19 protein-coding genes and 2 pseudogenes are annotated in these 25,050 nt (G+C 41.3%); 5 read left to right on the top strand and 16 right to left on the bottom strand.

The features are described from left to right. The 5 genes and pseudogenes from REG_RS14925 to def form a co-directional block, all read right to left on the bottom strand. Positions 1-1,011 (bottom strand): annotated as a pseudogene (locus tag REG_RS14925) (TonB-dependent receptor plug domain-containing protein); the annotation flags it as partial. 418 nt (positions 1,012-1,429) lie between these two features. Then, on the bottom strand, positions 1,430-2,806 hold the full coding sequence (gene trkA, locus REG_RS09800) for a Trk system potassium transporter TrkA (RefSeq protein WP_006705496.1): 1,377 nt from the start codon (positions 2,804-2,806) through the stop codon (positions 1,430-1,432). Between the two features lie 303 nt (positions 2,807-3,109). After that, a pseudogene (gene rsmB / locus REG_RS09795) lies at positions 3,110-4,401 on the bottom strand (16S rRNA (cytosine(967)-C(5))-methyltransferase RsmB). A gap of 130 nt (positions 4,402-4,531) precedes the next feature. Continuing rightward, positions 4,532-5,491, bottom strand: a complete 960-nt coding sequence (gene fmt, locus REG_RS09790) for a methionyl-tRNA formyltransferase (protein WP_006705494.1) — start codon at positions 5,489-5,491, stop codon at positions 4,532-4,534. 64 nt (positions 5,492-5,555) lie between these two features. Next, a complete protein-coding gene (def, locus tag REG_RS09785) occupies positions 5,556-6,089 on the bottom strand; it encodes a peptide deformylase (RefSeq protein WP_039908783.1) in 534 nt (177 codons plus the stop codon). 176 nt (positions 6,090-6,265) lie between these two features. Between def and dprA the strand changes: the two genes are divergently transcribed. Next, a complete protein-coding gene (gene dprA / locus REG_RS09780; protein ID WP_006705492.1) occupies positions 6,266-7,351 on the top strand; it encodes a DNA-protecting protein DprA in 1,086 nt (361 codons plus the stop codon). 58 nt (positions 7,352-7,409) lie between these two features. Here dprA and ubiI read toward each other — a convergent pair whose 3' ends face one another. From ubiI to REG_RS09725, 10 genes are all read right to left on the bottom strand, one after another. Beyond that, positions 7,410-8,630 (bottom strand): FAD-dependent 2-octaprenylphenol hydroxylase, encoded by a 1,221-nt coding sequence (ubiI, locus tag REG_RS09775; RefSeq protein ID WP_006705491.1) that lies wholly within the window; start codon positions 8,628-8,630, stop codon positions 7,410-7,412. 270 nt (positions 8,631-8,900) lie between these two features. Continuing rightward, positions 8,901-9,194, bottom strand: a complete 294-nt coding sequence (locus REG_RS09765) for an integration host factor subunit alpha (protein WP_006705490.1) — start codon at positions 9,192-9,194, stop codon at positions 8,901-8,903. A 4-nt stretch (positions 9,195-9,198) separates the two neighbouring features. Beyond that, positions 9,199-11,625 (bottom strand): phenylalanine--tRNA ligase subunit beta, encoded by a 2,427-nt coding sequence (gene pheT, locus REG_RS09760; protein WP_006705489.1) that lies wholly within the window; start codon positions 11,623-11,625, stop codon positions 9,199-9,201. Positions 11,626-11,639: 14 nt separating this feature from the next. Then, positions 11,640-12,641 (bottom strand): phenylalanine--tRNA ligase subunit alpha, encoded by a 1,002-nt coding sequence (gene pheS / locus REG_RS09755; protein WP_006705488.1) that lies wholly within the window; start codon positions 12,639-12,641, stop codon positions 11,640-11,642. Positions 12,642-13,156: 515 nt separating this feature from the next. After that, positions 13,157-13,513 (bottom strand): 50S ribosomal protein L20, encoded by a 357-nt coding sequence (rplT, locus tag REG_RS09750; protein ID WP_006705487.1) that lies wholly within the window; start codon positions 13,511-13,513, stop codon positions 13,157-13,159. A gap of 39 nt (positions 13,514-13,552) precedes the next feature. Then, positions 13,553-13,756 carry a 50S ribosomal protein L35 gene (gene rpmI / locus REG_RS09745; RefSeq protein WP_006705486.1) on the bottom strand — a complete coding sequence of 68 codons (204 nt, stop codon included), beginning with the start codon at positions 13,754-13,756 and terminating at the stop codon, positions 13,553-13,555. 279 nt (positions 13,757-14,035) lie between these two features. After that, positions 14,036-14,584 (bottom strand): translation initiation factor IF-3, encoded by a 549-nt coding sequence (gene infC / locus REG_RS09740; protein WP_006705485.1) that lies wholly within the window; start codon positions 14,582-14,584, stop codon positions 14,036-14,038. Positions 14,585-14,587: 3 nt separating this feature from the next. Then, on the bottom strand, positions 14,588-16,546 hold the full coding sequence (gene thrS, locus REG_RS09735) for a threonine--tRNA ligase (RefSeq protein ID WP_006705484.1): 1,959 nt from the start codon (positions 16,544-16,546) through the stop codon (positions 14,588-14,590). Between the two features lie 78 nt (positions 16,547-16,624). Then, a complete protein-coding gene (locus tag REG_RS09730) occupies positions 16,625-18,226 on the bottom strand; it encodes an ABC-F family ATPase (protein WP_006705483.1) in 1,602 nt (533 codons plus the stop codon). A gap of 301 nt (positions 18,227-18,527) precedes the next feature. Next, on the bottom strand, positions 18,528-19,145 hold the full coding sequence (locus tag REG_RS09725; protein WP_006705482.1) for an Ail/Lom family outer membrane beta-barrel protein: 618 nt from the start codon (positions 19,143-19,145) through the stop codon (positions 18,528-18,530). Between the two features lie 708 nt (positions 19,146-19,853). On the opposite strand from REG_RS09725, the gene REG_RS09720 reads away from it, so the two are divergent. Beyond that, entirely contained in the window at positions 19,854-21,491 is a 1,638-nt protein-coding gene (locus tag REG_RS09720) for an NAD+ synthase (protein WP_039908785.1), read from the top strand. A 191-nt stretch (positions 21,492-21,682) separates the two neighbouring features. Here REG_RS09720 and REG_RS09715 read toward each other — a convergent pair whose 3' ends face one another. After that, the gene (locus tag REG_RS09715) at positions 21,683-22,537 is read right to left on the bottom strand and encodes a carboxylate/amino acid/amine transporter (protein WP_006705480.1); all 855 of its coding nucleotides are present in this window, start codon (positions 22,535-22,537) and stop codon (positions 21,683-21,685) included. A 274-nt stretch (positions 22,538-22,811) separates the two neighbouring features. Between REG_RS09715 and REG_RS09710 the strand changes: the two genes are divergently transcribed. From REG_RS09710 to REG_RS10920, 3 genes are all read left to right on the top strand, one after another. After that, positions 22,812-23,297, top strand: a complete 486-nt coding sequence (locus REG_RS09710; protein ID WP_039908772.1) for a CS1 type fimbrial major subunit — start codon at positions 22,812-22,814, stop codon at positions 23,295-23,297. 142 nt (positions 23,298-23,439) lie between these two features. Further along, on the top strand, positions 23,440-24,132 hold the full coding sequence (locus REG_RS10925) for a hypothetical protein (RefSeq protein ID WP_050749386.1): 693 nt from the start codon (positions 23,440-23,442) through the stop codon (positions 24,130-24,132). After that, on the top strand, positions 24,125-25,050 hold a 926-nt coding region (locus REG_RS10920), incomplete at its 3' end, for a TcfC E-set like domain-containing protein (RefSeq protein ID WP_176603520.1). The genes REG_RS10925 and REG_RS10920, both read left to right, overlap by 8 nt.

Here is a 25,050-nt window from a genome sequence, read left to right as displayed (position 1 = left end):
TAACCTTTTTCGCCTTCTTTCAGGACAAGATCATGAATATTAAGATCAGAGTAATACAGCGCCGTAGTGGCATCCAACCAGGCTAAATCTTGTGGATTTAATCGATAATTTAATTGTGCATCGCGCTGCAAGGTTGAGCGCTTGGTCATTTTATTTTCTGCAGTGATTTCAGATTGTTGTGGGTTCTCTGGCTCTCGAGAGCGATTATTGTAGTAACGCAAGTTAGCGCTGAGAGATTGATTATCATCTATAGCCCAAGTTCCTTTGGTCATTACGTTATTAATACTCTCGTTATTTGGCGCTGAAAAATGTTTACCTTGATTAATATTGCCAATATCACGGGTGCTAAAAGTGATCAGACCGTCCAAATTGGCCGTTTTACCGAATACACTGCCCCCCCATACCTAGACTGTGACTACCAGTAGCTCCGAGACCAAACACCCGATAACCCACGTTTTGATCGGGCAGGAGTAGATCCACTGCATTAACGGTTTGATACGAAACCACCCCCCTAAGGCACTCCCACCATAGAGCAATGCTGAAGGGCCGCGCACAATTTCAGCCTGTTTTATCATACTAGGATCAAGAAAAATACTGCTAGTATGAACGGTTTCAATACCCTGACGAACGCCGTCCACCAGTGTCAATACCCCTTTGCTATCATAACCACGCATGCTGATTTCTTGACCATTAGTGCGGCCACTGCCGGACAGCGTGATCCCAGGGATCGCACGTAGCATGTCAATAGCAGAAAATGCGCTGTGGCTGGTAGGTGTATCACCCTTAATAACAGTAACCATCATAGGGGCGCTAAAGCTGTCACGGGAATTACCTGTCGCTACTATGGTCATTGTTTCATTTTTATTGTGTTGCTTTTTTGCTTTTTTGCTTTTCCGTCAGTCCACTATTGTTACTGCTATTCATAATATCGTTTGCAGCATAAGTGAATAATGGTAGTGCACAAACGACGATTAAACTTAAAGATGAAACACGCAAAGGCCACTTCTCCATTATTAGTAATTAATGATAATAAAAATGATTCTCAATTAGATAATTATTATCATACAAGTTTACTGATAATATCAAGTGAAATAGAGTGATGTATTAAACTTATTGAAAAATCCTGTTTTGGGAAAACCATTCTGGATGTGAAATCAAGGGCACCTTAGATTCAAGCCACTGATATAGCCGAATCAGTTTAATTTGATTCAAGGCGGAGGAGCACAGACAGTACAAATAGTACGGCAAGCGACGACAACACAAAATCAAGTTAAACTGATTTGGCTATATTCATCAATTGAGTGCCGCTCAGACGAAGAAAACATGGGCGAAAAAGCGCAATTTACATAGCGTAAATGAACATTTTTAGCGCGTTTTTGATGAAGTATTAGCAAGCACAAAAGATTTCGAATAGGCTCTAACAGAGCTCTTATAGAAAAAATGGACTGGGTTGGAATAGTTTTTCAACGGCGGGGATGAATTTTTTATCGGTGATAAACATAATGACATGATCACCTTGTTCAATAATAAAATGACTATTCGCGATAATGACTTCATCACCCCGCACAATAGCCCCAATGGTTGTACCAGGTGGTAGCTCGATCTTCTCAACAGTACGTCCAATAACTTTAGAGGTGCTTTTATCACCATGTGCAATAGCTTCGATCGCTTCAGCGATACCACGACGTAGAGAAGAAACGCTGACAATATCCGCTTTACGTACATGACCTAATAATGCTGAGATGGTTGCCTGTTGCGGTGATACCACAATATCTATGGTATTATTTTGCACCAGATCAACATAAGCATTACGCTGAATTAGGACCATCGCTTTCTTGGCTCCCATATGTTTTGCTAGCATAGCAGACATGATATTAACCTCATCATTATTAGTCAGGGTAATAAAAACGTCGACTTGGTCTATATGCTCTTCTGCTAACAGTTCCTGATCCGAGGCATCACCATAGTACACTGTTGTTTTATGAAGTATTTCTGCCAATTCTTCAGATCGAGATAGATTACTTTCAATTAATTTTACTTTGTAATCATTTTCTAGTTTTAGCGCTAAACCTGACCCAACATTGCCACCACCAACAATCATAATCCGTGTGTACGGTTTTTCGGGGCGTTGCAGTTCGCTCATCACTGTTCGAATATGTTGTGAAGCGACGATAAAAAAGACTTCATCACCCGCTTCAATAACGGTCGAGCCCTGCGGTCGTATGGGTTGATTTTGACGGAATATAGCGGCAATACGGGTATCAATATGAGGGGCTCGTTCACGTAAAGAGGCAAGATCATTACCCACTAACGCACCACCATACTGTGCTTTTACCGCGACAATACTTACTTTTCCTTCAGCAAAATTAACAACTTGCAGAGCACCAGGATATTCAATCAATTTATAAATATAATCAATAACCAATTGCTCCGGTGAAATCAAGTGATCAATCACAATCCCTGTCGGTTGAAAAAGTTTATCTACTTCACGGACATATTCAGGTGAACGAATACGAGCAATACGATTGGGTGTTTTAAATAATAAGTAAGCGATTTGACAAGCGATCATATTCGTCTCATCGGAGTTAGTCACTGCGACTAACATATCCGCGTCTTCAGCACCGGCTTCACGCAATACACGCGGATAAGAGCCCTGCCCCTGTACTACACGTAGATCAAATTTATCCTGTAGTTGCCGTAGGCGACTGACATCAATGTCGACAACGGTGATGTCATTATTTTCACCGACCAAGTTTTTCGCTAACGTTTCACCTACTTGCCCCGATCCGAGAATGATTATTTTCATTGCATTAAGATTACTCTGAAATTAAATGTCGGAGGTATTAGACCTCTTTTGAAACCTATTACATGACGCGAATCCTTCATTGCCTGGTGCGCGCAATTCTCATGTACTGATGTTAACAAAGATTGCTGTGCACTGGGCGCCTTGACTTCGCATAACGAACTACGGTTTCGAAAGAGACTATACCCTTCGCCTTTCAAGTTACGGCGGCGCTGGCAGCGCGATCATTCATCCTCTGTCATGTGCCAATTCGATTGATTGCCGCCTTGTCGTAACTCGAAATTCATTGGGTATATTGATGAAAAATTAATTTTTCATCATCTTTGCGAAAAAGAAGCCGTCACCCTCTTCAGGATGAGGCAGCTGTTGCTTACCGAAGGTATCTTTTGAGCCCGTCTTGATCCATTGCGCATTCGGTTGTCGCGCTAAGAATGACACAATTTGTTTTTGATTTTCTTCGGGTAAAATGGAACAAGTGGCATATACCATGAATCCTCCCTTTTTTTAATTTTTGGCCAAATAGCATCCATAATTTCAGCTTGTAATTTAGTCAATTCAGCGATATCACTGTCACGACGTAACCACTTGATATCAGGGTGTCGACGTATTACGCCGGTGGCGGAACAAGGAGCATCCAGCAAGATTCGATCAAATAATTGCTCACCACACCATATATCAGGTGTGCGGCCATCTCCAATTTTTATTCTGGCTTGTAGCTGTAAACGTTGTAAATTTTCTTTAACACAACGCAAGCGTTGCTTATCGATATCAACGGCTAATACTTCAGCTTTGGGCGCTACTTCAAGAATATAAGTCGTTTTTCCTCCTGGTGCAGCGCATAAGTCTAAGATATATTCACCATTTTTTGGATGAAGAAGATCGATACATCCCTGTGCAGATGCATCTTGAACGGTAACCCAGCCCTGAGAAAATCCAGGCAATTGACCGACAGGACAAGGAAGTGTTAAACGAATAGCATCAGCGTAAACAGGGTGAGATATCGCCTCAATTCCGGCTTGTTGCAACAGCGCTAAATATTGACTACGAGAATGATGTATACGATTGACTCTGAGCCACATGGGCGGTTTTGTATTATTAGCCACGACAATCTGTTGCCATTGCTCAGGATAGGCTTTTTTAATACGCTCCAATAACCAGTTGGGATGCAGATAGTGGCTGTTATCGTTAGTCGCCTGTTCCAACAACATTATCTGCTGACGCTGAAATTGACGTAAGACGCCATTAACTAATCCTTTTAATTGTGGCCACTTTAATGTTGTCGCCCCAGCAACGGTTTCAGCCAACGCGGCATGGGCTGGAATACGAGTGTAAATAAGTTGATAAATACCTATCATCAGTAAATAGTGCAAAATGCGTTTTTTTCCCTCCATTGGGCGAACCATTAACTGCTGAATACAAAATTCAAGTGTAGGTAAAACCCGTAAAGTGCCAAAACATAACTCTTGCAATAAAGTGCGATCTTTATCAGAAATATTTTGTTGTAATGCTGGCAGCACAACACTCAGTGACTTCCCTTTATTTAATACGTTGTTGATTACTTTAGCGGCGATAGCACGAATGTTATAAGTAGTTTTCATAGCCTATAAATTTGATAAAACTCAATAGACTTCTCCAAGCAGTTGTGGCGTGCCGGATATCTTGACTTCGCACCACAAACGACGGTTTTTTTGCAAGAAATCTAATAAATAAAAAAGAAAGAAAGAATAACTACGTCAATTTACGCCCAATGGCAAACCATTCTCTGCGAGCGTTTAGCACATCGGCGGCCGACATGGCTTTTTTACCTGCAATCTGTAACTTGGTGATGTTCAGCACACCCTCAGCGGTAGCCACTTGAATACCTTTCTTGTCCGCCTGAATAATAGTGCCTGGTTTAACATTATCGGTGCTGGTTAACACCTGTGCTTGCCAAACCTTTATTAAATGTTGATCAACAATAAAATAACTGACTGGCCAGGGATTAAATGCACGAATGCAGCGTTCTAACTGCAAGGCTGAAAGTGACCAATCGAGTTTCGCTTCTTTTTTAGTTAATTTTTCAGCGTAAGTGGCTTGCTGTTCATCTTGTATTTCAGCTCGCACTTTATTATCTACAAATTGTTGAAGTGTGAGCAATAATGCTTCGGATCCAATAACAGATAGTTCGTTGTATAAGGTCACGCTAGTATCATCGGGTTGTATAGCATAAACGCTTTTATGGAGTACGTCTCCAGTATCTAAACCGACATCCATTTGCATGATACTTATGCCACTTTCTTGATCACCGGCCCATAATGCACGTTGAATCGGGGCGGCACCACGCCAACGTGGCAATAAAGAACCATGGACATTGATACAGCCTAAACGCGGCATATTTAGCACCGTTGCAGGTAAAATAAGACCATAAGCCACCACTACCATGATGTCGGCTTGCTTATCAGTCACAAGATCCATAACGATATGTTGATTTTCTTCAGAGCGTAGTGATACCGGTTGGTAAACTGGTATTTCATGCTGCTGCGCTAATATTTTTACTGGGCTGGCGGTGAAATTGTTTCCTCTACCAGCAGGCCGATCCGGTTGAGTCAACACACCAACAACTTGATGTTGAGAAAATAACAGTCTGTTAAGGTGATACGCTGCAAAATCAGGAGTACCAGCGAAAATAATCCGCAAAGAATCTAGCACAGAAAACCTCCTGAATTAAAAAAATCGATAACCCGTTCCGATGTTTGCAAAGAATTTAGTTTGATTATTGTGTATCACGTTGTGCTTTTTTTCTTATTTTTTTCTGGATACGCTGAAATTTAAGTGGTGATAAATAATCAATAAAAAGTTTACCTTTCAAATGATCCATCTCGTGTTGAATACAAATTGCTAACAAACCATCGGCTTCGAGTGTAAAAGAGTTGCCATCACGATCGAGTGCTCTAATCTTGACTCTTTCCGACCTTTTTACCCACTCCCGCACGCCAGGAATGGATAAGCACCCCTCTTTAATGCCCGTTTCACCACTTTCTTCCAATAATTCAGGGTTGATTAGCACCAAGGGGCGATAATGAGCTTCTATCCTTTCATTTTGATCACTGTCATCAGGGATATGAATGACGATTATCTGTTTATGGATATTGACCTGTGTAGCGGCTAAACCGATACCTTCCTCTGCGTAAATGGTATCGAACATATCATCTACGATACGCTCGATATTCGCATCAATTTTCTCAACTGGCTTAGCGATTTTGCGGAGCTGTACATCTGGGAAATGTAATATTTTTAATATTGGCATATAAAGTTGAGATCTGTTCCTAAAAATTGAATTCACTATGATTTTTATTCTAGACATTTTTGATGTCAATTAACAGTATTGTCTTCCGAAAGAAAAAGTTTATCGAAGAAAAAAGAAGTACAGGTAGGAACGACGTTAAAGTAAATAAAATACAACGTAATCAGCCAGGAATCGCTATGCTGACAACAGAAATATGGCTACGCATGAGTATAGTTAAGGGGCTAGCAGTCGCAAGAAGCTGTACTATTGCTAAGCATTTAATCGCTTACGCTGATATTCATTCTGATGTATTAACTGCTGTGGGGTTAGATGAATCGCAATCACAACAATTTATCCACGCAAGTAAGCATTATATTGCTGCCACATTGGCTTGGTTAGAGCATCCTGATCATCATATGCTTATTTACGGATATCCAACTTATCCACAGAGATTAAGCCATATATCTTCAGCCCCATTGTTACTTTTCATTACGGGTGATGTCTCTGTCGTCTCCCAATTACAGATTGCAATGGTCGGTAGTCGTAATTTCAGCCATTATGGTGAGCGCTGGGCAAGATATTTTACAGAAAAACTAATAGAACAGGGTTTGGTTATTACCAGTGGTTTAGCCACTGGTATTGATGGAATCTGTCATCACTCAGCATTATCTGTTCAAGGTAAAACCATTGCGGTGCTTGGCAGTGGGTTAGAAAATATTTATCCACGGCACCATTATGGACTTGCCCATCGTATCGTGGAACAGGGTGGTGCTTTGGTTTCTGAATTTTTAGTCACCTCGCCACCGCTGGCCACACATTTCCCACGACGTAACCGGATTATCAGTGGATTAAGTGCTGCTGTGGTGGTAGTTGAAGCATCGCTTAAAAGTGGCTCTCTTATCACTGCTCGGTACGCCTTAGAACAAGGGCGTGATGTATTTGCATTGCCAGGCCCCTGGGAAGTCGAACCAGCCGCGGGGGTACATTGGTTGATTCAGCAAGGAGCATATCTAGCTAATGATCCACAGGATATTATTGAACAGCTTGGCGGTTCCTTCCAATGGCTGCCTCCGTCTGAAAAACCTTCTTTGCCAAAAGAGCAGATGACATTACCCTTTGCTGATGTATTGGCTCATATAGAATATGATGTAACACCGGTTGATATCATTGCAGAACGTGTCGATCAATCGGTATCAGAGCTTGTTATTAAGCTGCTGGAGCTAGAACTGGCCGGATGGATTACTGCGGTTCCTGGAGGCTATGGGCGCGTCACAGGAGTGTGATCGAACACTCGCAGCCAACAAATACGGCGGCTTCAAAGGTAAAAGCGCTAACATTAAATTACTTATCTATGTTCAACCAATTCGGCATATCATTAAGCCCCATAGCCTGACGCAATAGCTTGGGTTTTATTCCTGGTAGTTTATCTGCCAAAATTAATCCCATATCTCGTAACCATTTTGATACAGGATGATTAGCAGCAAACAATTCACGAAAACCTTGCATACCAGCAAGTATCAACGCTGCGCTTTGCTTACGGCGACGTTCATAACGACGCAGATAAAGATACTGACCGATATCTTTGCCTTGACGGTGTAAACGGTTAAGTTCATCAATGAGTTCTGCAATATCCATCAGCCCCAAATTCACGCCTTGTCCTGCCAACGGGTGTACGGTATGCGCGGCATCCCCTACCAATGCTAAGCGGTGAGAGGCAAAGCAATGAGCATAGCGAGCTATTAGCGGAAAAATTTGGCGTTCACTTGCTAACTGACACAACCCCAAGCGCATATCAAATGTTGTCGCAAGTTCACGATTAAATTGTTGCACGGGCATTTGAGCAAGCTCTGTGGCCTTTAACGGAGGTAATGACCACACAATGGAACACTGATAAGGGTCAGATAACGGCAAGAAGGCCAAAATACCTTCACCATGGAAAACCTGGCGGGCTTTAGATTGATGTGGAACTTCATTGCGGATGGTTGCCACTAGTGCACTATGACCATAGTGCCAAAATGTTTGCGGAATATCAGCATGCTGACGAAGCCATGAATTGGCACCATCAGCACCAATAACTAAACGAGTACTCAGTACCCGTTCATCGCTCAAAGTAATAAAAGCTTCATTTTCCCCCCAAGCGATTTGTTTTGGGATGGCGGGTATCAACAAAGTAACATTAGCTAACTGACTAATCTGTTGCCATAATGCCTGCAAAATGACACGGTTTTCTATGATATGCCCAAGGTGATTGAAACCATACTCATCAGCATGAAAAGAAATTTTCCCACAGCTATCCTTATCCCAAACCTCCATTTCACGATAAGGACTGGCGCGTAACGCTACGATACCATCCCAAACATCAAGATGTTGTAGCAATCTTTCGCTGGCGGCATTAATAGCTGATACTCGCAACGCTGAGTGATCATCGAGGAGGGTATGTAATGTCGCTTCAACAGGATATCGTTCCAATAGGGCAACGTGTAAACCCCTGCGGCATAAACCGGTGGTCAAAGCCATGCCTACTATCCCACCACCAGCAATAACTACATCAAATGACTGCATAGATTCATCTTGTGGCTGCTTCCCGCCCGCATTAGGCGAGGGTTTACGGCGAATTTTGCTAAAAGCCTATTCCAAATCTTCTTAAGCGATGCTCAGACAAAAAAATGGGCAAGAAAGCACAGTTTCTTTTTTTATAAAAGCAAGAAGATAAATGAGCATTTTGATTCCATTTTTGACGAAATATCAACGAGCATAAGAGATTTTGAACAGGCTCTAAGATGCGAAGAGAGAAGGAGTCGTCCGCTCCTCTTACTTGATGAAGGATTACCTTTATTCTAATGAAGGATTTTCCACCTCTTTTTTCAACCGTTGTCCTGATTTGAATGTCACCACAGAACGGGCGCTAATGGGGATACCTTCACCCGTTTTGGGATTGCGGCCTGGTCGCTGTGGCTTATCTCGTACAACAAAATTACCAAACTTAGATACTTTCAGTTCTCTTTCTTCTTTCAAGATTAAACAGATTTCATCAAAAAAACTTTCTACCAATTGCTTAGCCACAGGTTTATCAATACCCAGTTTTTCAGTAAGATTTTCAGCAATGTTGTCTTTGGTCAACGCCATAAATTTAATCCCTCAAGGATGCTTGGAATTTTTCTTTTAAAACCACTACACATTTTTCAACGGTAGCTGCAATCTCCTCTTCCGCCAGTGTTCGGACGGTATCTTGCAATATCAGGCTAATCGCAAGGCTTTTATGACCCTCTGCTACACCTTTTCCTCTGTACACGTCGAATAAGTTTACGCCAACTATCTGATTTACGCTAACTTTTTTACATTCCGCTAAAATATCTGCTGCTGGGACATTCTCAGCCACAACTACAGCAATATCACGACGGTTTGCTGGAAAGCGAGAAACCTCACATGCATCAGGAATAACACAGTTTGCTAACTTATTCCATTGTAATTCAAATACAATAGTGCGACTGTTTAAACCTAATTTAGCTTCTAAAGCTGGATGGATAACGCCAATAAAACCAATAGATTCACCAGATAAATAAATAGTCGCACTTTGCCACGGATGCAACGCCGGATGGGGGGTAGATTCAGCACAAAATTGTACATCAGATAATCGGCCAGTCAGCTCCAGAATCGATTCTAGATCCCCTTTTAGATCAAAAAAATCCACCGCCTGAGGGCGAATATCCCAGTGCTCTCCGCAAGAATCACCGGTGATGACGCCAGCCAGCATGAGATCCTGTCTAACATTTAATTCTGCCGAATTATCAGGGATAAAGCGTAGACCACTTTCAAACATACGCAAACGTGTCTGCTGTCGATTTTGATTGTAAAGTACCGTAGTGAGTAAACCGGTTAACAATGATAAACGCATAGCGGACATATTAGTGGCAATCGGATTTCGCAAAATCAAGGCTTCTTGCTTTGGATGCAATTGTTTTGGATGCAATAAAGTTTGTATTTCAGGATCAACAAAACTGTAAGTAATCGCCTCCTGATAACCCCTGTCAACCAACAACGTCTTCACCCGTTTAAGTGACAAATCTCCCTCATTATGTGCCGTCATGAGCAAAGCGGCATTTATCGGCTTATTTGGAATATTATTATAGCCGTCAATACGTGCTATTTCTTCGATCAGATCCTCTTCAATCTGCATATCAAAACGCCAACTCGGTGCCACAATTTGACAACTATTTTCCTGTTCCATCACTTGGCAACCTAAACGATGTAAGATAGCATTCACACGCTCTCTGGGAATAACATGACCCAGTAAATGACACAATTTTTTGTATCTTAGCGTAATGATAGCCGGCTTCGGCAGCTCCTCACCGGTTGTTACGTCAATAATCGAACCTGCCTCACCGCCGCAGATATCAATTAATAAACGGGTTGCCCTTTCCAGTGCTTTATATTGCAATGCTGGATCAACTCCACGCTCATAGCGATGAGAAGCTTGAGTATGTAAACCATAATGACGAGCCCGCCCAGCAATGGCCAATGGATTAAAGAAAGCACATTCTAGCAATACACTGCTAGTTTGTTCACTGACACCAGAATACGCACCACCAAAGATACCCGCCATCGCTAATACCTTTTGTCGATCGGCAATAACTAATGTCTCTGTGTTTAAGATAGCTTCACTACCATCCAATAATACGAGATTTTCACCCTCAACCGCAAAACGAACCGTAATTTCACTATCAATGCGATCTAAATCAAAAGCGTGCATAGGTTGCCCCAGTTCTAACATCACATAATTAGTAATATCAACAACCGGATTAATAGAGCGAATACCGCAGTGACGCAGTTTGTTACTCATCCATTGTGGGATGACAGCAGACAAATTAATTCCCTTCACTATTCGCCCAAGATAACGAGGACAGGCCGCTGCTGCTAAGACGGTAATTGGCAACTTTTCTTTGAGCGTGGCAGTTACCGGAATAATATCGGGTTCTGTAAGTGGTAATTGATGAATCGCTGCCAGGTCACGCGCTATACCAATAATACTTAAACAATCGGCACGATTCGGCGTTACATTAATTTCTATAATATTATCGTTTAATTGTAAAAAATCACGAAGGTTCATGCCTATTGGTGCTGTGACAGGTAATTCGATAATCCCTTCTTGCTCTTCACAAAGCGCTAACTCAGAGGATGAGCACAGCATGCCTGCTGAAAGAACACCACGTAGCTTAGCGGTTTTGATCTCATACCCCATCGGCAGCACGGCACCTACAGTTGCCACCGCCACTTTCAACCCTTGACGACAATTGGGTGCGCCGCAGACGATATCCAAAAAATGAGCAGCGCCAATATCAATTTTTGTTACTCGCAGTTTATCAGCATTAGGATGTTGAGCACATTCAACAACATGACCGATAACTACACCATGAAAATCACCCGCTACTTTATTAATGCTCTCAACTTCCAAACCTGCCATAGTAATTTGATCAGCTAACTGCTCGCTGGATAACGGCTCACCGCTAGTATTATCAGGATTTACCCATTCACGTAACCAAAGTTCACTGAACTTCATAAAAAGATCCCGCCTTACTTAAACTGTTTGAGGAAACGCAAATCATTGTCAAAAAATGCGCGTAAATCAGTGACACCGTAACGTAGCATCGTGAGGCGTTCTATCCCCATACCGAAAGCGAAAGCTGAATAAATCTCCGGATCAATTCCCACATTACGTAACACGTTGGGATGCACCATGCCACAACCGAGTACCTCAAGCCACTTACCATTTGTTCCCATTACATCAACTTCAGCAGAGGGTTCAGTAAATGGAAAGTAAGACGGACGGAATCTAACTTCCCGATCTTCTTCAAAAAAATTTTTCAAGAAATTATCAATGGTCGCCTTCAAATTGGCAAAATTAATATTACGATCTACAACCAAGCCTTCCATTTGATGGAACATGGGAGTATGAGTCTGATCATAATCATTACGATAAACACGTCCTGGCGCGATAATCCGCATCGAAATCGGCCGATTTTGCTCTTCCAGCGCGGCTTTCATGGTGCGAATTTGCACCCCTGAAGTCTGGGTTCGCAGCAAACGAGTACTATCAAACCAAAAAGTATCATGATCAGCTCGTGCTGGATGATGAGCTGGAATGTTCAGCGCGTCAAAATTATGATAGTCATCTTCAATTTCAGGCCCTGTTTCAACAACAAAGCCCAATTCACTAAAAAAAGCTTCAATACGATCAGTAGTGCGAGTAACCGGGTGTAAGCCACCATTCTCTGTACGCCGCCCGGGCAATGAAATATCAATTTTTTCTTCCGCCAGACGGGCATTGAGTGCTACCGCTTCTAACTTTTTTTTGTGAGTGCTAAGCATTTGCCCTATTTCTTCTTTTGCCTGATTAATAACAGCACCGGCGGCGGGACGATCTTCATTTGGTAGATCAGCTAACCGCTTCATTTCAGCGGCAAAGTGACCTTTTTTACCTAGATATTCAATACGTATTGAATCCAATGTGGTCACATCCTTAGCATTTTCTATGGATGCTTTAGCCTTAGCAACCCGTTCTGCGAAATGCGGCATCTTTCCTTTCCTTCTGGCCTAGTATAACCATTTAACAATTATCTAAAAAATATAGTCTCTGTTATAAAAGCCTATTCGAAATCTTCTTTGAGTGGCGTTCAATTGATGAAAAAATAGACTAAAAAGCGCAGTTGTGGATCTAAATACACATTTTGAATCCCTTTTTGACAAAAGACTGCTTGCAAAACCGTAGCAGGGGTGTGAAGTCAAGGTGCTCGGCGCACAGCAACCGCAATGTACATACGATGGGGGGACGGCGAGTACCACGCAACGCAGAATGCATACCACACAGTAAGTTTACAAAAAAGTCTAAAAAGTATCACACAAGAGATTTCGAACAGGCTCTAAGTTATGATATAGCCAAAACACAAAAAAACCTCCGCGTGGGAGGTTAGCGCTATTTTTCATCAGACAATTTGTGAAGCCATTATCTTTTCGCAAAAGATCCATTACCTTTGATGAAAAAAAAAGAAGGCGATGAGATCCCTCTTTTTTTATTTATCTCGTCTCTGGATTTACGCCAGCGCCAATGCTGCTTTTTTAGCTAAAGCGGTAAAGGCTATTTTGTCAAATACGGCGATATCAGCCAAGATTTTACGGTCAATTTCGATCGATGCCTTTTTAAGGCCGTTGATAAAGCGGCTATAAGACAAGCCATTTTGACGCGCTTCTGCATTGATCCGAGTAATCCACAACTGACGAAACTGGCGCTTCCGTTGCCGACGATCCCGATAAGCGTATTGTCCTGCTTTAATGACTGCTTGAAAAGCCACACGATATACACGCGAACGAGCACCATAGTAACCTTTCGCCTGTTTTAATATTTTTTTGTGCCGTGCACGTGCCACCACACCCCGTTTTACGCGAGCCATTTATCTCTCCTATCGTCTTATATTCAGAATTAAAATCATTTATGCATACGGCAAACAGGCTACAACCAGACCCAGATCATTTTTAGATATCAGGCCTTTTGGACGTAGATGACGTTTACGTTTAGTTGATTTTTTAGTCAGAATATGACGTAGGTTAGCGTGTTTACGCTTAAAACCACCACTGGCGGTTTTTTTAAAGCGTTTAGCGGCACCACGGACGGTTTTCATTTTTAACTTTGACATTGAATGTATTCACTTCGCATTGTTGATTAAACAACAGCAGGCGAACAAGCAGCCTTATCCCCTTCACCTTTCAAGTTACAGCAAGGCGGCAATCAATTGAATCCCAGGAGTGTACAGTTAGTACATGGCTGGGATAAGCGATCGCTGCCAACGCCGCCGCAACTCGAAATTCATTGGGTATATATCAACCACTCATTACTTGGATAAAATCCTACAGATCAGCTTTACGTCTTCCATTTAAACTAAAAAGAGATGAAATTGCTGCAAGAAATTAGTGCCTTACTGTTTCTTCTTAGGCGCAAGTACCATAACCATTTGACGGCCTTCAACCCGACTGGGAAAAGATTCGACTACTGCCCATTCACTCAAATCCTCTTTGAGACGATTAAGCACGTCTATACCGATTTGCTGGTGCGCCATTTCACGTCCACGGAACCGCAAGGTGATTTTAGTCTTGTCACCATCTTCCAAAAAGCGTATTAGGTTGCGTAGTTTTACCTTATAGTCGCTTTCATCAGTACCGGGTCGAAATTTTATTTCCTTGATATGAACAACTTTTTGCTTCTTTTTTTGCTCTTGTGCTGTCTTACTTTTCACATAGAGAAATTTGCCGTAATCCATGATACGACAAACAGGCGGTTCGGCGTTGGGGCTAATTTCCACCAAATCAACACCAGCCTCCTCCGCTTTCTCAAGAGCCTCGTTTAAGGTGACAACACCAATTTGCTCACCATCGACGCCTGTTAAGCGAACCTCTTTTACCGTTATCTCTCTATTAATACGATTTAATCGTACCGGTTGAACTCGTTTTCCGCCTTTAGTACTAATACTTTATTCCTCCAGTTGATGAAGACAACGGTTGCCAATCTCTGTCAATAACCGCTCTAAGATGACATCAAGATCACAACTCCCCAGATCTTTACTGTGATAAGCACCACTACGTGTTCGAGTACCGAGGGTACGGACTGAAACCTTATTACCTGATTCAACTTCTTTATCGCCACAAACCAACATATAAGGAACCCGACGCAGCGTGTGCTCACGGATTTTAAGACCAACCTTTTCATTTCTCAAGTCTGTTTTTACCCGAATCCCTGCATGCTGCAATGCAGTGCTTATTTTTTTAGCATAATCTACGTGTTTGTCAGTGATATTTATTACAACAGCTTGCACTGGAGCAAGCCACGTAGGAAAGCATCCAGCATATTCTTCGATCAGGATACCGATAAAACGTTCTATCGAGCCCAAGATAGCGCGGTGAATCATCACTGGTACTGTCCGCTGACTATTTTCGTCGATATAAGAAGCACCCAAACGACCCGGTAACGAAAAATCGAGCTGTACAGTACCACACTGCCAGGCACGATCCAAACAATCATGTAAGGTGAATTCAATTTTTGGTCCGTAAAACGCCCCTTCGCCTGGTTGCCAATCAAAGGCGATGCCATTTTCAGTCAATGCAGCAGCGAGATCGTTTTCTGCCGCCGTCCATATTTCATCACTACCAATCCGTTTTTCCGGTCTTGTCGAAAGCTTAACCTCAATTTTTTCAAAACCAAATACACGGTACATGTCGTAGATCATTGCAATACAATTATTGACTTCAGCGCGGACTTGTTGTTCTGTACAAAAAATATGTGCATCATCTTGTGTAAAAGCCCGCACCCGCATTAAGCCATGTAAAGCACCTGAGGATTCATTACGATGACAACTGCCAAATTCCGCCATCCGCAGCGGTAAATCACGGTAAGATTTTAATCCTTGGTTGAATATTTGTACGTGTCCCGGGCAGTTCATCGGTTTAATGCAATACTCACGATTTTCTGATGATGTGGTAAACATATTTTCCGCATAGTTTTCCCAATGACCCGTTTTCGCCCACAGCAGGCGATCCATCATCAACGGCCCTTTCACTTCCTGATATTGATATTCTTGCAGCTTAGCACGGACAAAACTTTCTAGCTCACGGAAAATCGTCCAGCCATTATGATGCCAGAATACCATGCCGGGTGCTTCTTCTTGCATATGATAGAGATCAAGCTGCTTACCGATTTTTCGGTGATCACGTTTGGCGGCTTCTTCTATTTTTTGTAAATAAGCATTTAGCTGTTTTTTATCACTCCAGGCAGTACCGTAAATGCGTTGCAACATCTTATTGTTGCTATCACCGCGCCAGTAAGCACCCGAGATTTTTTGTAATTTGAAATGATGGCAAAAACGCATGTTTGGCACATGAGGGCCACGACACATATCAATATATTCTTGATGATGATATAAAGCAGGATGATCATCACGGCTAATATTTTCATCTAAAATTAATGTTTTATAGTCTTCGCCCCGCGCTAGAAAAGCGTCACGCGCCTCTTGCCAACTGACTTTTTTCTTAATGACATCGTAATTGCTAGACGCTAAATCATGCATACGCTTTTCTAATAACGCCAAATGATTCTCTGTCAGCGGATGTTGCAAATCAACGTCATAATAAAAACCATTTTCTATTACCGGGCCGATCGCCATTTTAGTATCCGGCCAAAGTTGTTTTATGGCATGCCCCAGCAGATGTGCGCAAGAATGGCGGATAATTTCTAGCGCTTCATTTTCCTTCATCGTGATGAAGGCCAGTTGAGCATCCGCCTCTATCAAATCACAAGCATCAGCTAATTTGCCGTTGATCCGAGCGGCAACACAAGCTTTAGCTAAACTCGGGGCGATATCAAGAGCAACATCAAACGCGGAAACTGCGTGATCATAACAACGCTGACTGCCATCAGTAAGAGTAATAACGGGCATGCTAATTCCTTAAAACTGCACCTTGCAACAATGATGTTAATTCACATCAAAAAATAAGCGATAAAATTTTTATTTCAATTAGGATCCAATGCCTTGCATGCGGAGGTAATCTTCGTAGTTACCGGCAAAATCGATCACCTTGTTTTCCTTCATTTCGATGATCCTTGTCGCCAACGAACTTACAAATTCACGGTCGTGAGAAACAAACAGTAAAGTGCCTTGATACATGTCTAACGCCATATTCAAAGATTCGATAGACTCCATATCTAAATGATTTGTTGGTTCGTCCATCACTAAGATATTTGGCTTCATCATCATCAATTTACCAAACAGCATACGCCCCTTTTCACCGCCAGAAAGCACACTCACTTTTTTCTTAATATCGTCCTGACTAAATAATAGACGCCCAAGTATACTGCGTACTGCCTGCTCATCGTCCTTTTCCTGTTTCCACTGGCTCATCCAGTCAAAAACCGTCATATCACACGCAAAATCAGTGGCATGATCCTGTGCATAATAGCCAATATTGCTATTTTCTGACCATTTTACGGTACCAGAATCAGGGGCTAGCTCGCCAAGCAGTGTTTTCAGGAGGGTAGATTTTCCGATACCATTGGTTCCCAAAATAGCAATTTTTTCGCCCGTTTCTACCATCAAATTAAATTTATTAAACAAAGCGGTTTGATCAAAACTTTTACTCAAGTTTTGGACTTCTAACGCCATACGAAATAATTTTTTATCCTGCTCAAAGCGAATAAACGGATTTTGGCGACTAGAGGCTTTCACTTCGTTTAGTTGGATTTTATCCATTTTACGCGCCCGAGCCGTCGCTTGTTTGGATTTAGAGGCATTGGCGCTAAAGCGGCTGACGAAAGCTTGCAGTTCAGAAATTTGTGCTTTTTTCTTCGCATTATCCGATAACAAACGTTCTCGCGCTTGCGTCTTAGCGATCATATATTCGTCGTAATTATCTGGATAAATACTTAGCTCACCGTAATCCAAATCCGCCATATGAGTACAAACCATATTAAGGAAGTAGCGATCATGTGAGATGATGATCATGGTGGTATCGCTACGCTCGTTTAATATTTGTACCAACCAACGGATAGTATCAATATCCAGGTTATTGGTAGGCTCATCGAGCAGCAAAATGTCGGGTTTGGAAAATAAAGCCTGTGCGAGCAACACACGTAGCTTCCAGCCTGGAGCAACCTCACTCATCAAACCATAATGTTGTTCAATGCGAATACCGACACCGAGCAATAATTCTCCCGCACGCGCTTCGGCACTATAACCGTCCATTTCACCATAAACGGTTTCTAGCTCAGCCACTTTATAGCCGTCTTCTTCGCTCATTTCATCGCCCAAGGCATAAATACGGTCACGCTCTTTTTTAACTAACCACAGCTCCCCATGACCCATAATCACAGTATCGATCACACTGTATTTTTCGAAAGCAAATTGATCTTGACGCAATTTGCCTAAACGTGCATTCGGCTCAAGACAAACATTACCGCTACTCGGGGCTAAATCACTGCCAAGGATTTTCATAAAAGTGGATTTACCACAGCCATTAGCCCCGATTAATCCATAGCGTTTACCACCGGAAAATTTTACAGAAATGTTTTCAAACAATGGCTTACTACCGAATTGCATGGTGATATTATTAGTACTTAGCACGGGACTTGCTCTCGATTAAATATACCCCTCGCCTTTGAAGCTGCCGCGTTGTTGGCTGCGAGCGTTCGCCTAATCACGTAGTATGTTTACGCTCATCGGCCTCACGCCCTGGCAGCCGAAGGCAACTTCAAAGGCTGTGGGTATAACAGAAAATTGGCAATAAAATTATGCGCGCATTATGCCACAAGCCTCACTGAGTAGTGCAGCCTTTTTTTTGCCTAACGATAAGCCTAGCCTATGTAATAAAAAATCCGCCGTTGGGCGGATTCATAATCACTAATAAAACGAGAGGAAACTTGAATTAAAAAGTATAGCCTAGACCAAGAACAACATTATTGGCTTCCACTTTACCGGGTTTACTTTGCTCGAAGGAAAGATCCACAGCAAGTTGTTCCATAGGATTCATTTGCACACCAGCAGACCAAGCGACGGCGTATTTGTTCTCGCTATGGCGATAACCATCTTGCACCCCAGGAACATTCTTATGAGCATGAGTATGAACGCGGCCATTACCTATACCCGCCATTGCATAAACACTCAACCAATCAGTGGCACGATAAGTCGGGCCTATCATCAGTGAATTATATTGCAATTTATAACTGGCAGAAGCATCTTTAGGTGCCTTGCCATCAACTGACATATCAGGGGCACCAGTTGTTTGAGCATGAGTAAAGGACGTAATAGCTCCCCACTGGTCAGTGAACTCATAACGGTATTTTAAGTTAATACCTGAAACGTGCCTATCACGTGCCCCAATACTTAGCGTGTCCTTATCCTCAATTTTATGGCTACCACTGTACTTAAGATCACTGTGAACATAACCAACAGAAAGGGTACTCTGACCCGCTTCAGCAAACGCATTCGCACTCAATCCTGCTAAGACTGAAAGCGCTATTATTTTTTTCATTACTTTTTTCATAATTACATTACCTCAAGACGCAGATCAAAATAAAACAAGAAACCGTAGAAATATAACAAAGTTTTTGAGGAATTATGTAATTTATTTTGTTAGTTGATGGCAAGGGGCGCAGAAAAACAGGGTAAAAGACCCTATATTATTAAAATAATTGAATTTTTATTTAGTAAAAATGACGGGATACTGTCTATAAATTGATAAGAATTTTTTGATGATTTTTGGTGTGGCAGCCCTGCACTTTTTCTGCCTGATGGCCTTCAAGACCTGGAGCTAAATAATATATGGACAAAGAAAGCACGAGCGAATAGATTTTATGCTTATATAGCCGAATCAGTTTAATTTGATTCAAGGCGGAGGAGCGCAGATAGTACAAATAAATAGTACGGCAAGCGACGACAACACTTAAATCAAATTAAACTGGTTTGGCTATAGCAACTCAGGCTGACTTTATGAACCTAATGATAATACTGAAATGTTATATACCCACAGTCTTTAAAGTTGCCTTCGGCGGCCAGGGCGTGAGACCGATGAGCGTAGATATACCATGAGGGCGAGAGCTGGCAGCCAACAACGCGGCAGCTTCAAAGACGAAGGGTATAGATGAATAAAAGGTCAATAGTAGTGAGCTAACGTTAGCAACATAATCACATCGGTTACATAATAATAGCAGTTGTATCAACCGTTATCATATTGGAGACAGTACAGTAAATGATGAATAGATCACTTTCCATTGCCTTAGCCCAACTCAATTTGTTAGTAGGCGACATTAAAGGCAATACCGATCGCATACTGCGCGCTTTGAAACAACAGAGAGGGCGCGCCGATTTGGTCATGTTTTCGGAATTAGCGCTATGTGGCTATCCGCCAGAAGATCTTTTGTTCCGTGCTGATTTTAATCAGCTCTGTATCACGCAGTTAGCGCGTTTACAGAAAGCTTCTGTACACACAGCAATTTTAGTTGGGCATCCATGGAAACAAGGTGATCAACTGTATAACGCTTTATCCTTTTTTTCTGAAGGCAAGTTACTCGGGCGCTATTTTAAACAATTATTGCCAAATCATAGTGTTTTTGATGAAAAACGTTATTTTACTCCTGGCAATACCAGCTGTATTGTCGAATTTAAAGGCTACCGGTTGGGGATGCTGATTTGTGAAGATATTTGGTCTCCCGATCCTGTAGATGCACTGAAAAATTTAGGGGCTGAGGTACTGTTATCGATCAACGCTTCACCCTATCACCGTGAAAAACCTTACATTCGGAATCAGCTGTTGATTAACCACTGTAAGGGCACTACTCTGCCGTTAGTGTATCTGAATCAAGTCGGTGTTCAGGATGAATTAATTTTTGATGGTTGTTCAAAAGTATTTAATGCGCAGGGTGATTTAATCCACCGCCTGGCAGCTTTTTCTGAAGAGAGTCTTGTTTTTAACCTAAAAGAATTAGCGAGCCAGCAAATAGCAGAAACAGCAATTGACGCTGATCATCCACTCGCGCAGATCTATGATGCACTGGTAATGGCGGTACGTGATTATGTTAATAAGAATGGTTTTAAAACAGCGATTCTTGGCCTATCTGGGGGGATCGATTCAGCGTTGACCTTAGCGATCGCGGTTGATGCTTTAACTGCTAAAAATGTTCAAGCGTTAATGATGCCGTTCCGTTACACCTCAGAAGAAAGTATTAACTATGCAAGACAGCAAGCGCAGAAGCAAAAGATAGAATTAAAAGAAATTGATATTCACCCGATTTTTGATGCAGTGATGGGACAATTAGCCCCTTTTTTTGCCGATAGAAAAAAAGATACCACAGAAGAAAACTTACAAGCCCGCTGCCGAGGGATGCTTTTAATGGCAATGGCTAACAAATTTGGCCATATCGTATTAACCACCGGGAATAAAAGTGAATTGGCGGTGGGTTATTCTACTTTGTACGGCGATATGGCAGGCGGTTTTGATGTGCTGAAAGATGTTTCCAAAACCTTAGTGTTCAAATTAGCAAAATACCGTAATGCTCGCGATGGCGTAGAAGTGATCCCGCAAGCCGTGATTGATCGCCCCCCTTCGGCAGAATTGGCGCCAAATCAAACCGATCAGGATCAGTTACCTCCTTACGCTGTTTTGGATAAGATTTTAGAGGGATACCTTGAAAAAGATGAATCTGTCACTGATTTGGTTGCACAAGGTTGTGACGAAGCAACAGTGCGTAAGGTGATCCATTTAGTAGATAGCAATGAACATAAACGGCGTCAAGCCGCTATTGGCCCACGCATCACTTGCCGTGATTTTGGTAAAGATCGACGTTATCCTATTACCAATGGTTTTAGGCACAAAGATTTAGCTAAGGATTAATCCGCATCGTTTCACGAATATCATTAGACTTCTTGCAAAACCATAGCGAGGGGTGTGAAATCTAAGAGCCTTCTTTAGCGAAGCTAAAACGCGGAAAAAAGGGCGAAAAAGCGCAGTTTACATAACATAAATGCGCATTTTTGCCTTTTTTTGACACAGTATTAGCCAGCACAAGAGATTTCGAATAGGCGCTAAGGGCGTGGGATAACCCAGCGCACATGCATCCACAGCGATACCACGATCAATCCTGCACCAATAATAAAACGAGTCCAATCAGGCTGGGCTTGCCAGAGCACAAAATTGACTAATAATCCAGCAGGAATATGTAAATTATTCATGATGCCTAAAGTGCCAGTATCTGTCTGAGTGGCACCATAATTCCACATAAAATAACCTAACCCTGAAGCAATAATCCCTAACCAGGCTAAGATCCCCCATTCCATTGTCGTCGTGGGTAGTTTTTCAAGATTACCAAAAGCACACCAGGCAACAAGCGTTACTATTAAAGCCCCTAAATAGAACCAAGCAAAAGCGTTATGCTGTGGTATGGGATGAATTTCCATCAAGCGCTTGTAACCCACTTGGCCAATGGCAAAACAAATATTCGCAGCCTGGACTAACAATAACCCAAACCAAAAATCTTCATTTAGGCGATCATAGCGGATCACTAGCGCCCCCAATACCGCCAGCACAGCACTGGACGCATAACCCCATTTAAGCGGCTGACGTTTTAGTAAATCGTGAATAAGGGTTACATATAAGGGTGTCATTACGGTGAATAATAAAAATTCCGCTACCGATAAATAGAGATAAGCACGAAAACTAAAGAGATACATAAAACCTAATTGAATAGCACCTACCGTCATATAAAGAAAAATGATCCGTAGATTAAGCATACGCCAACGTAGAAAAGGCAAAAATACCAAGGTCGCCAAACTCACACGTATCAGCGCCGAAAACCAGCTGTCTACCTGCCCTGCTAAATACTCTCCAATCAAGCTAAAAGAAAAAGCCCATATAACTGTAGTAATAACTAATAACAACACGACAAAGTTAACTCATCAAAAAAATTAATTATATTGTAATGGAAATCGATAATCTTAGCTACTTAATATTAATTACAATATAAAAGAAAATCATAATAACAAAATGGATTATCACTAAAAAATAAAAAATATATAACCTATTTTATGTATTTTAATTACACCGCATTTTATTGAAAAATAAAAATGAAAAATGTATTGTTTTAAATGCCAGTACAGCTGATGGTAACAATATATAGTTTTATTATTTCTTCTATAAAAAATTAAGGTGTCAACTATGAAAAAATTAATGGTATTTTCTTTAATCTCAGCGGCTTTAATGAGCCATTCTGTTTGTGCAGATAATATTAAAAAAGAACGCGTCATTCCTATAGAGGTAAAAGTAAGCTCCTCTGTCGATATAAAAATGACGACTATAGACGGTAAATCTATTACTAAGATTAAAATGTTACCTGATGCTAAAAAACCGGGTTATTATACATTTTCTCAAGACATTGAGATAACAACACTTGGCATGAACGGTAAAAATAGATTGAATGTTTTATTAGGAAAAGCGCTAGAGCTTATTAACGATGATCAGCAATTGGCTAACATTAAAGTTCACTTTAATGGTAAAGAACTCAATGTCGCCAGCCCCACATTGTATAATACGGTCAATAATAAAGTCAGTGGCGCTTTAAAAATAGAAGCAAGTGCTTCTAGCGACACTAAAAAAGGCATTTTTAAAGGAGATTTAGTATTACAACTTGAAGAAGTTGCATAATTTCCTCATTGTTAAAACCTGTTTAAATAATGAAATAAAAATACAGTAGTTATATTGATGCTGCTGTATTTATTCAAATAATAATAGCCAAGTACACACACTAAAAGTTATTAATTTTAAAAATCATAAAAATGGATATTTAATGTCTAAGTATAAATATAAAATCATACTTAGTTTTTTATTATTAGCATTAACATTTAATATTAATGCCGAAGAAATGGATATTGAATATTTGGTGCCAACAGGATTCTCTACTGCCGAATATGATAACGGTATGCAGCTATTGGGTGTTTTCAACGGCAATCCGTTACCTGGTGCCTTTTATTTTTCAGAGGAATTACAGCGACTGACTTTCAATAAACCATTTTATCGTAATAATGGGGTAGATGAATCAACTATTATTTTATTAGAAAATATTTTCTCTGAATTTCCTTATACACAATGTAAAGACGGTTGTGATTATGTGTTATCAGGCCATCTCATTAGGCTAGATAAAATTAACCAAGTCATTAATATCACCAATAATAAAAGTAGCAATCTGATGCCAACCACTACCTGGGGGCTGGTGCATAATCAATCCATTGATTTAGCGGTAGCTGCCAATAATTATCGAATGTTATCAGTAAATGGACAAGGCTATATTGGCTTACCGATGCAATCGTTTGGTTATATTAATTGGTTTCATAACTCAACGCGCCAGAAAAATCATTTTCTGACCCGTCAGGGGGTTGGTATTTGGTATTTACAGAAAAATTTTCCACAAGCCTATCTACGTACTGGCCAGAAAAATAATTTAGACAGTCAAGCAAGCCGGATGGATCCACACCATGATTAATCCCTGGTTAGACCAGTTTATTACCCTGGGTAGTCATTCTTATCTCATGCAAAATAAAACGTCCGCCAACGCTTTAACACTTTATGCTCCCCGCAGTGGTGATTATGAACTTTATCGTGAAGGAAATTTAATTCGTCGTATCCCTGCACAGATAGGCCGTAATAGTATTAATTATAATCAATTGCCGAGTGGGTATTATCAGCTGGATATTCGGTTAATCGACAGCATCGGATCTGAAATTAGCAGAGAGAGCGTAGCTATCAGTAATGTCGATTATCAAAATAATCAAGGTTGGTTCGTCACTGCTGGACGAGGACAAAATGAAGCCAATTTATTACAACTTGGCGGTAGCCAACATAATCGCTACTTTCAATATAACGTCACACTGCTCGGCGATACCGAGCACCAATGGATAGCTGAAACGAATATATCACGCCCCATGCGCTTTAAAAATATACAAATTAATCCAACCTTAGGATTAGTTTCAAGCAGGAATAGTGCAGGCAGTTATGGCCGTTTGAGGGCAGGTAATCACGCCCTAGGCTATCTGACGTTATCCTATTACCAACTCCCTTCTATTCCCACTTACCTTTCTGACAGAAAAAATAGCATCCTTTCTTATCATCGTAATTTCGGCGCATTTCAGCTTAATTACCGTTTTGATCACACCAACCGCACTGTCGAGCAAAGCATCAAGGCAAGCTGGCAATGGATTCAGCCGATTTTTAATACCCTCTTTACACTAGCAGCAAAAAGAAGAGGCGATAATTACAGTATATTCCTCAATACGGCTATCGCTTTTAATCAAATCAATCTCAATATTGATAATACCTACAGCGATAAACAACTCACCATGAGTGCGCAATATAAACAACAGCGAGTTGATGACTATGGTGCTACCATTTTTGGTGTCGACAG

Source organism: Candidatus Regiella insecticola LSR1 (assembly GCF_000143625.1).
Lineage (GTDB): Bacteria > Pseudomonadota > Gammaproteobacteria > Enterobacterales > Enterobacteriaceae > Regiella > Regiella insecticola.
Note: the sequence above shows the minus strand (reverse complement) of the source record. Positions and strands in the feature narration are given on the sequence as shown.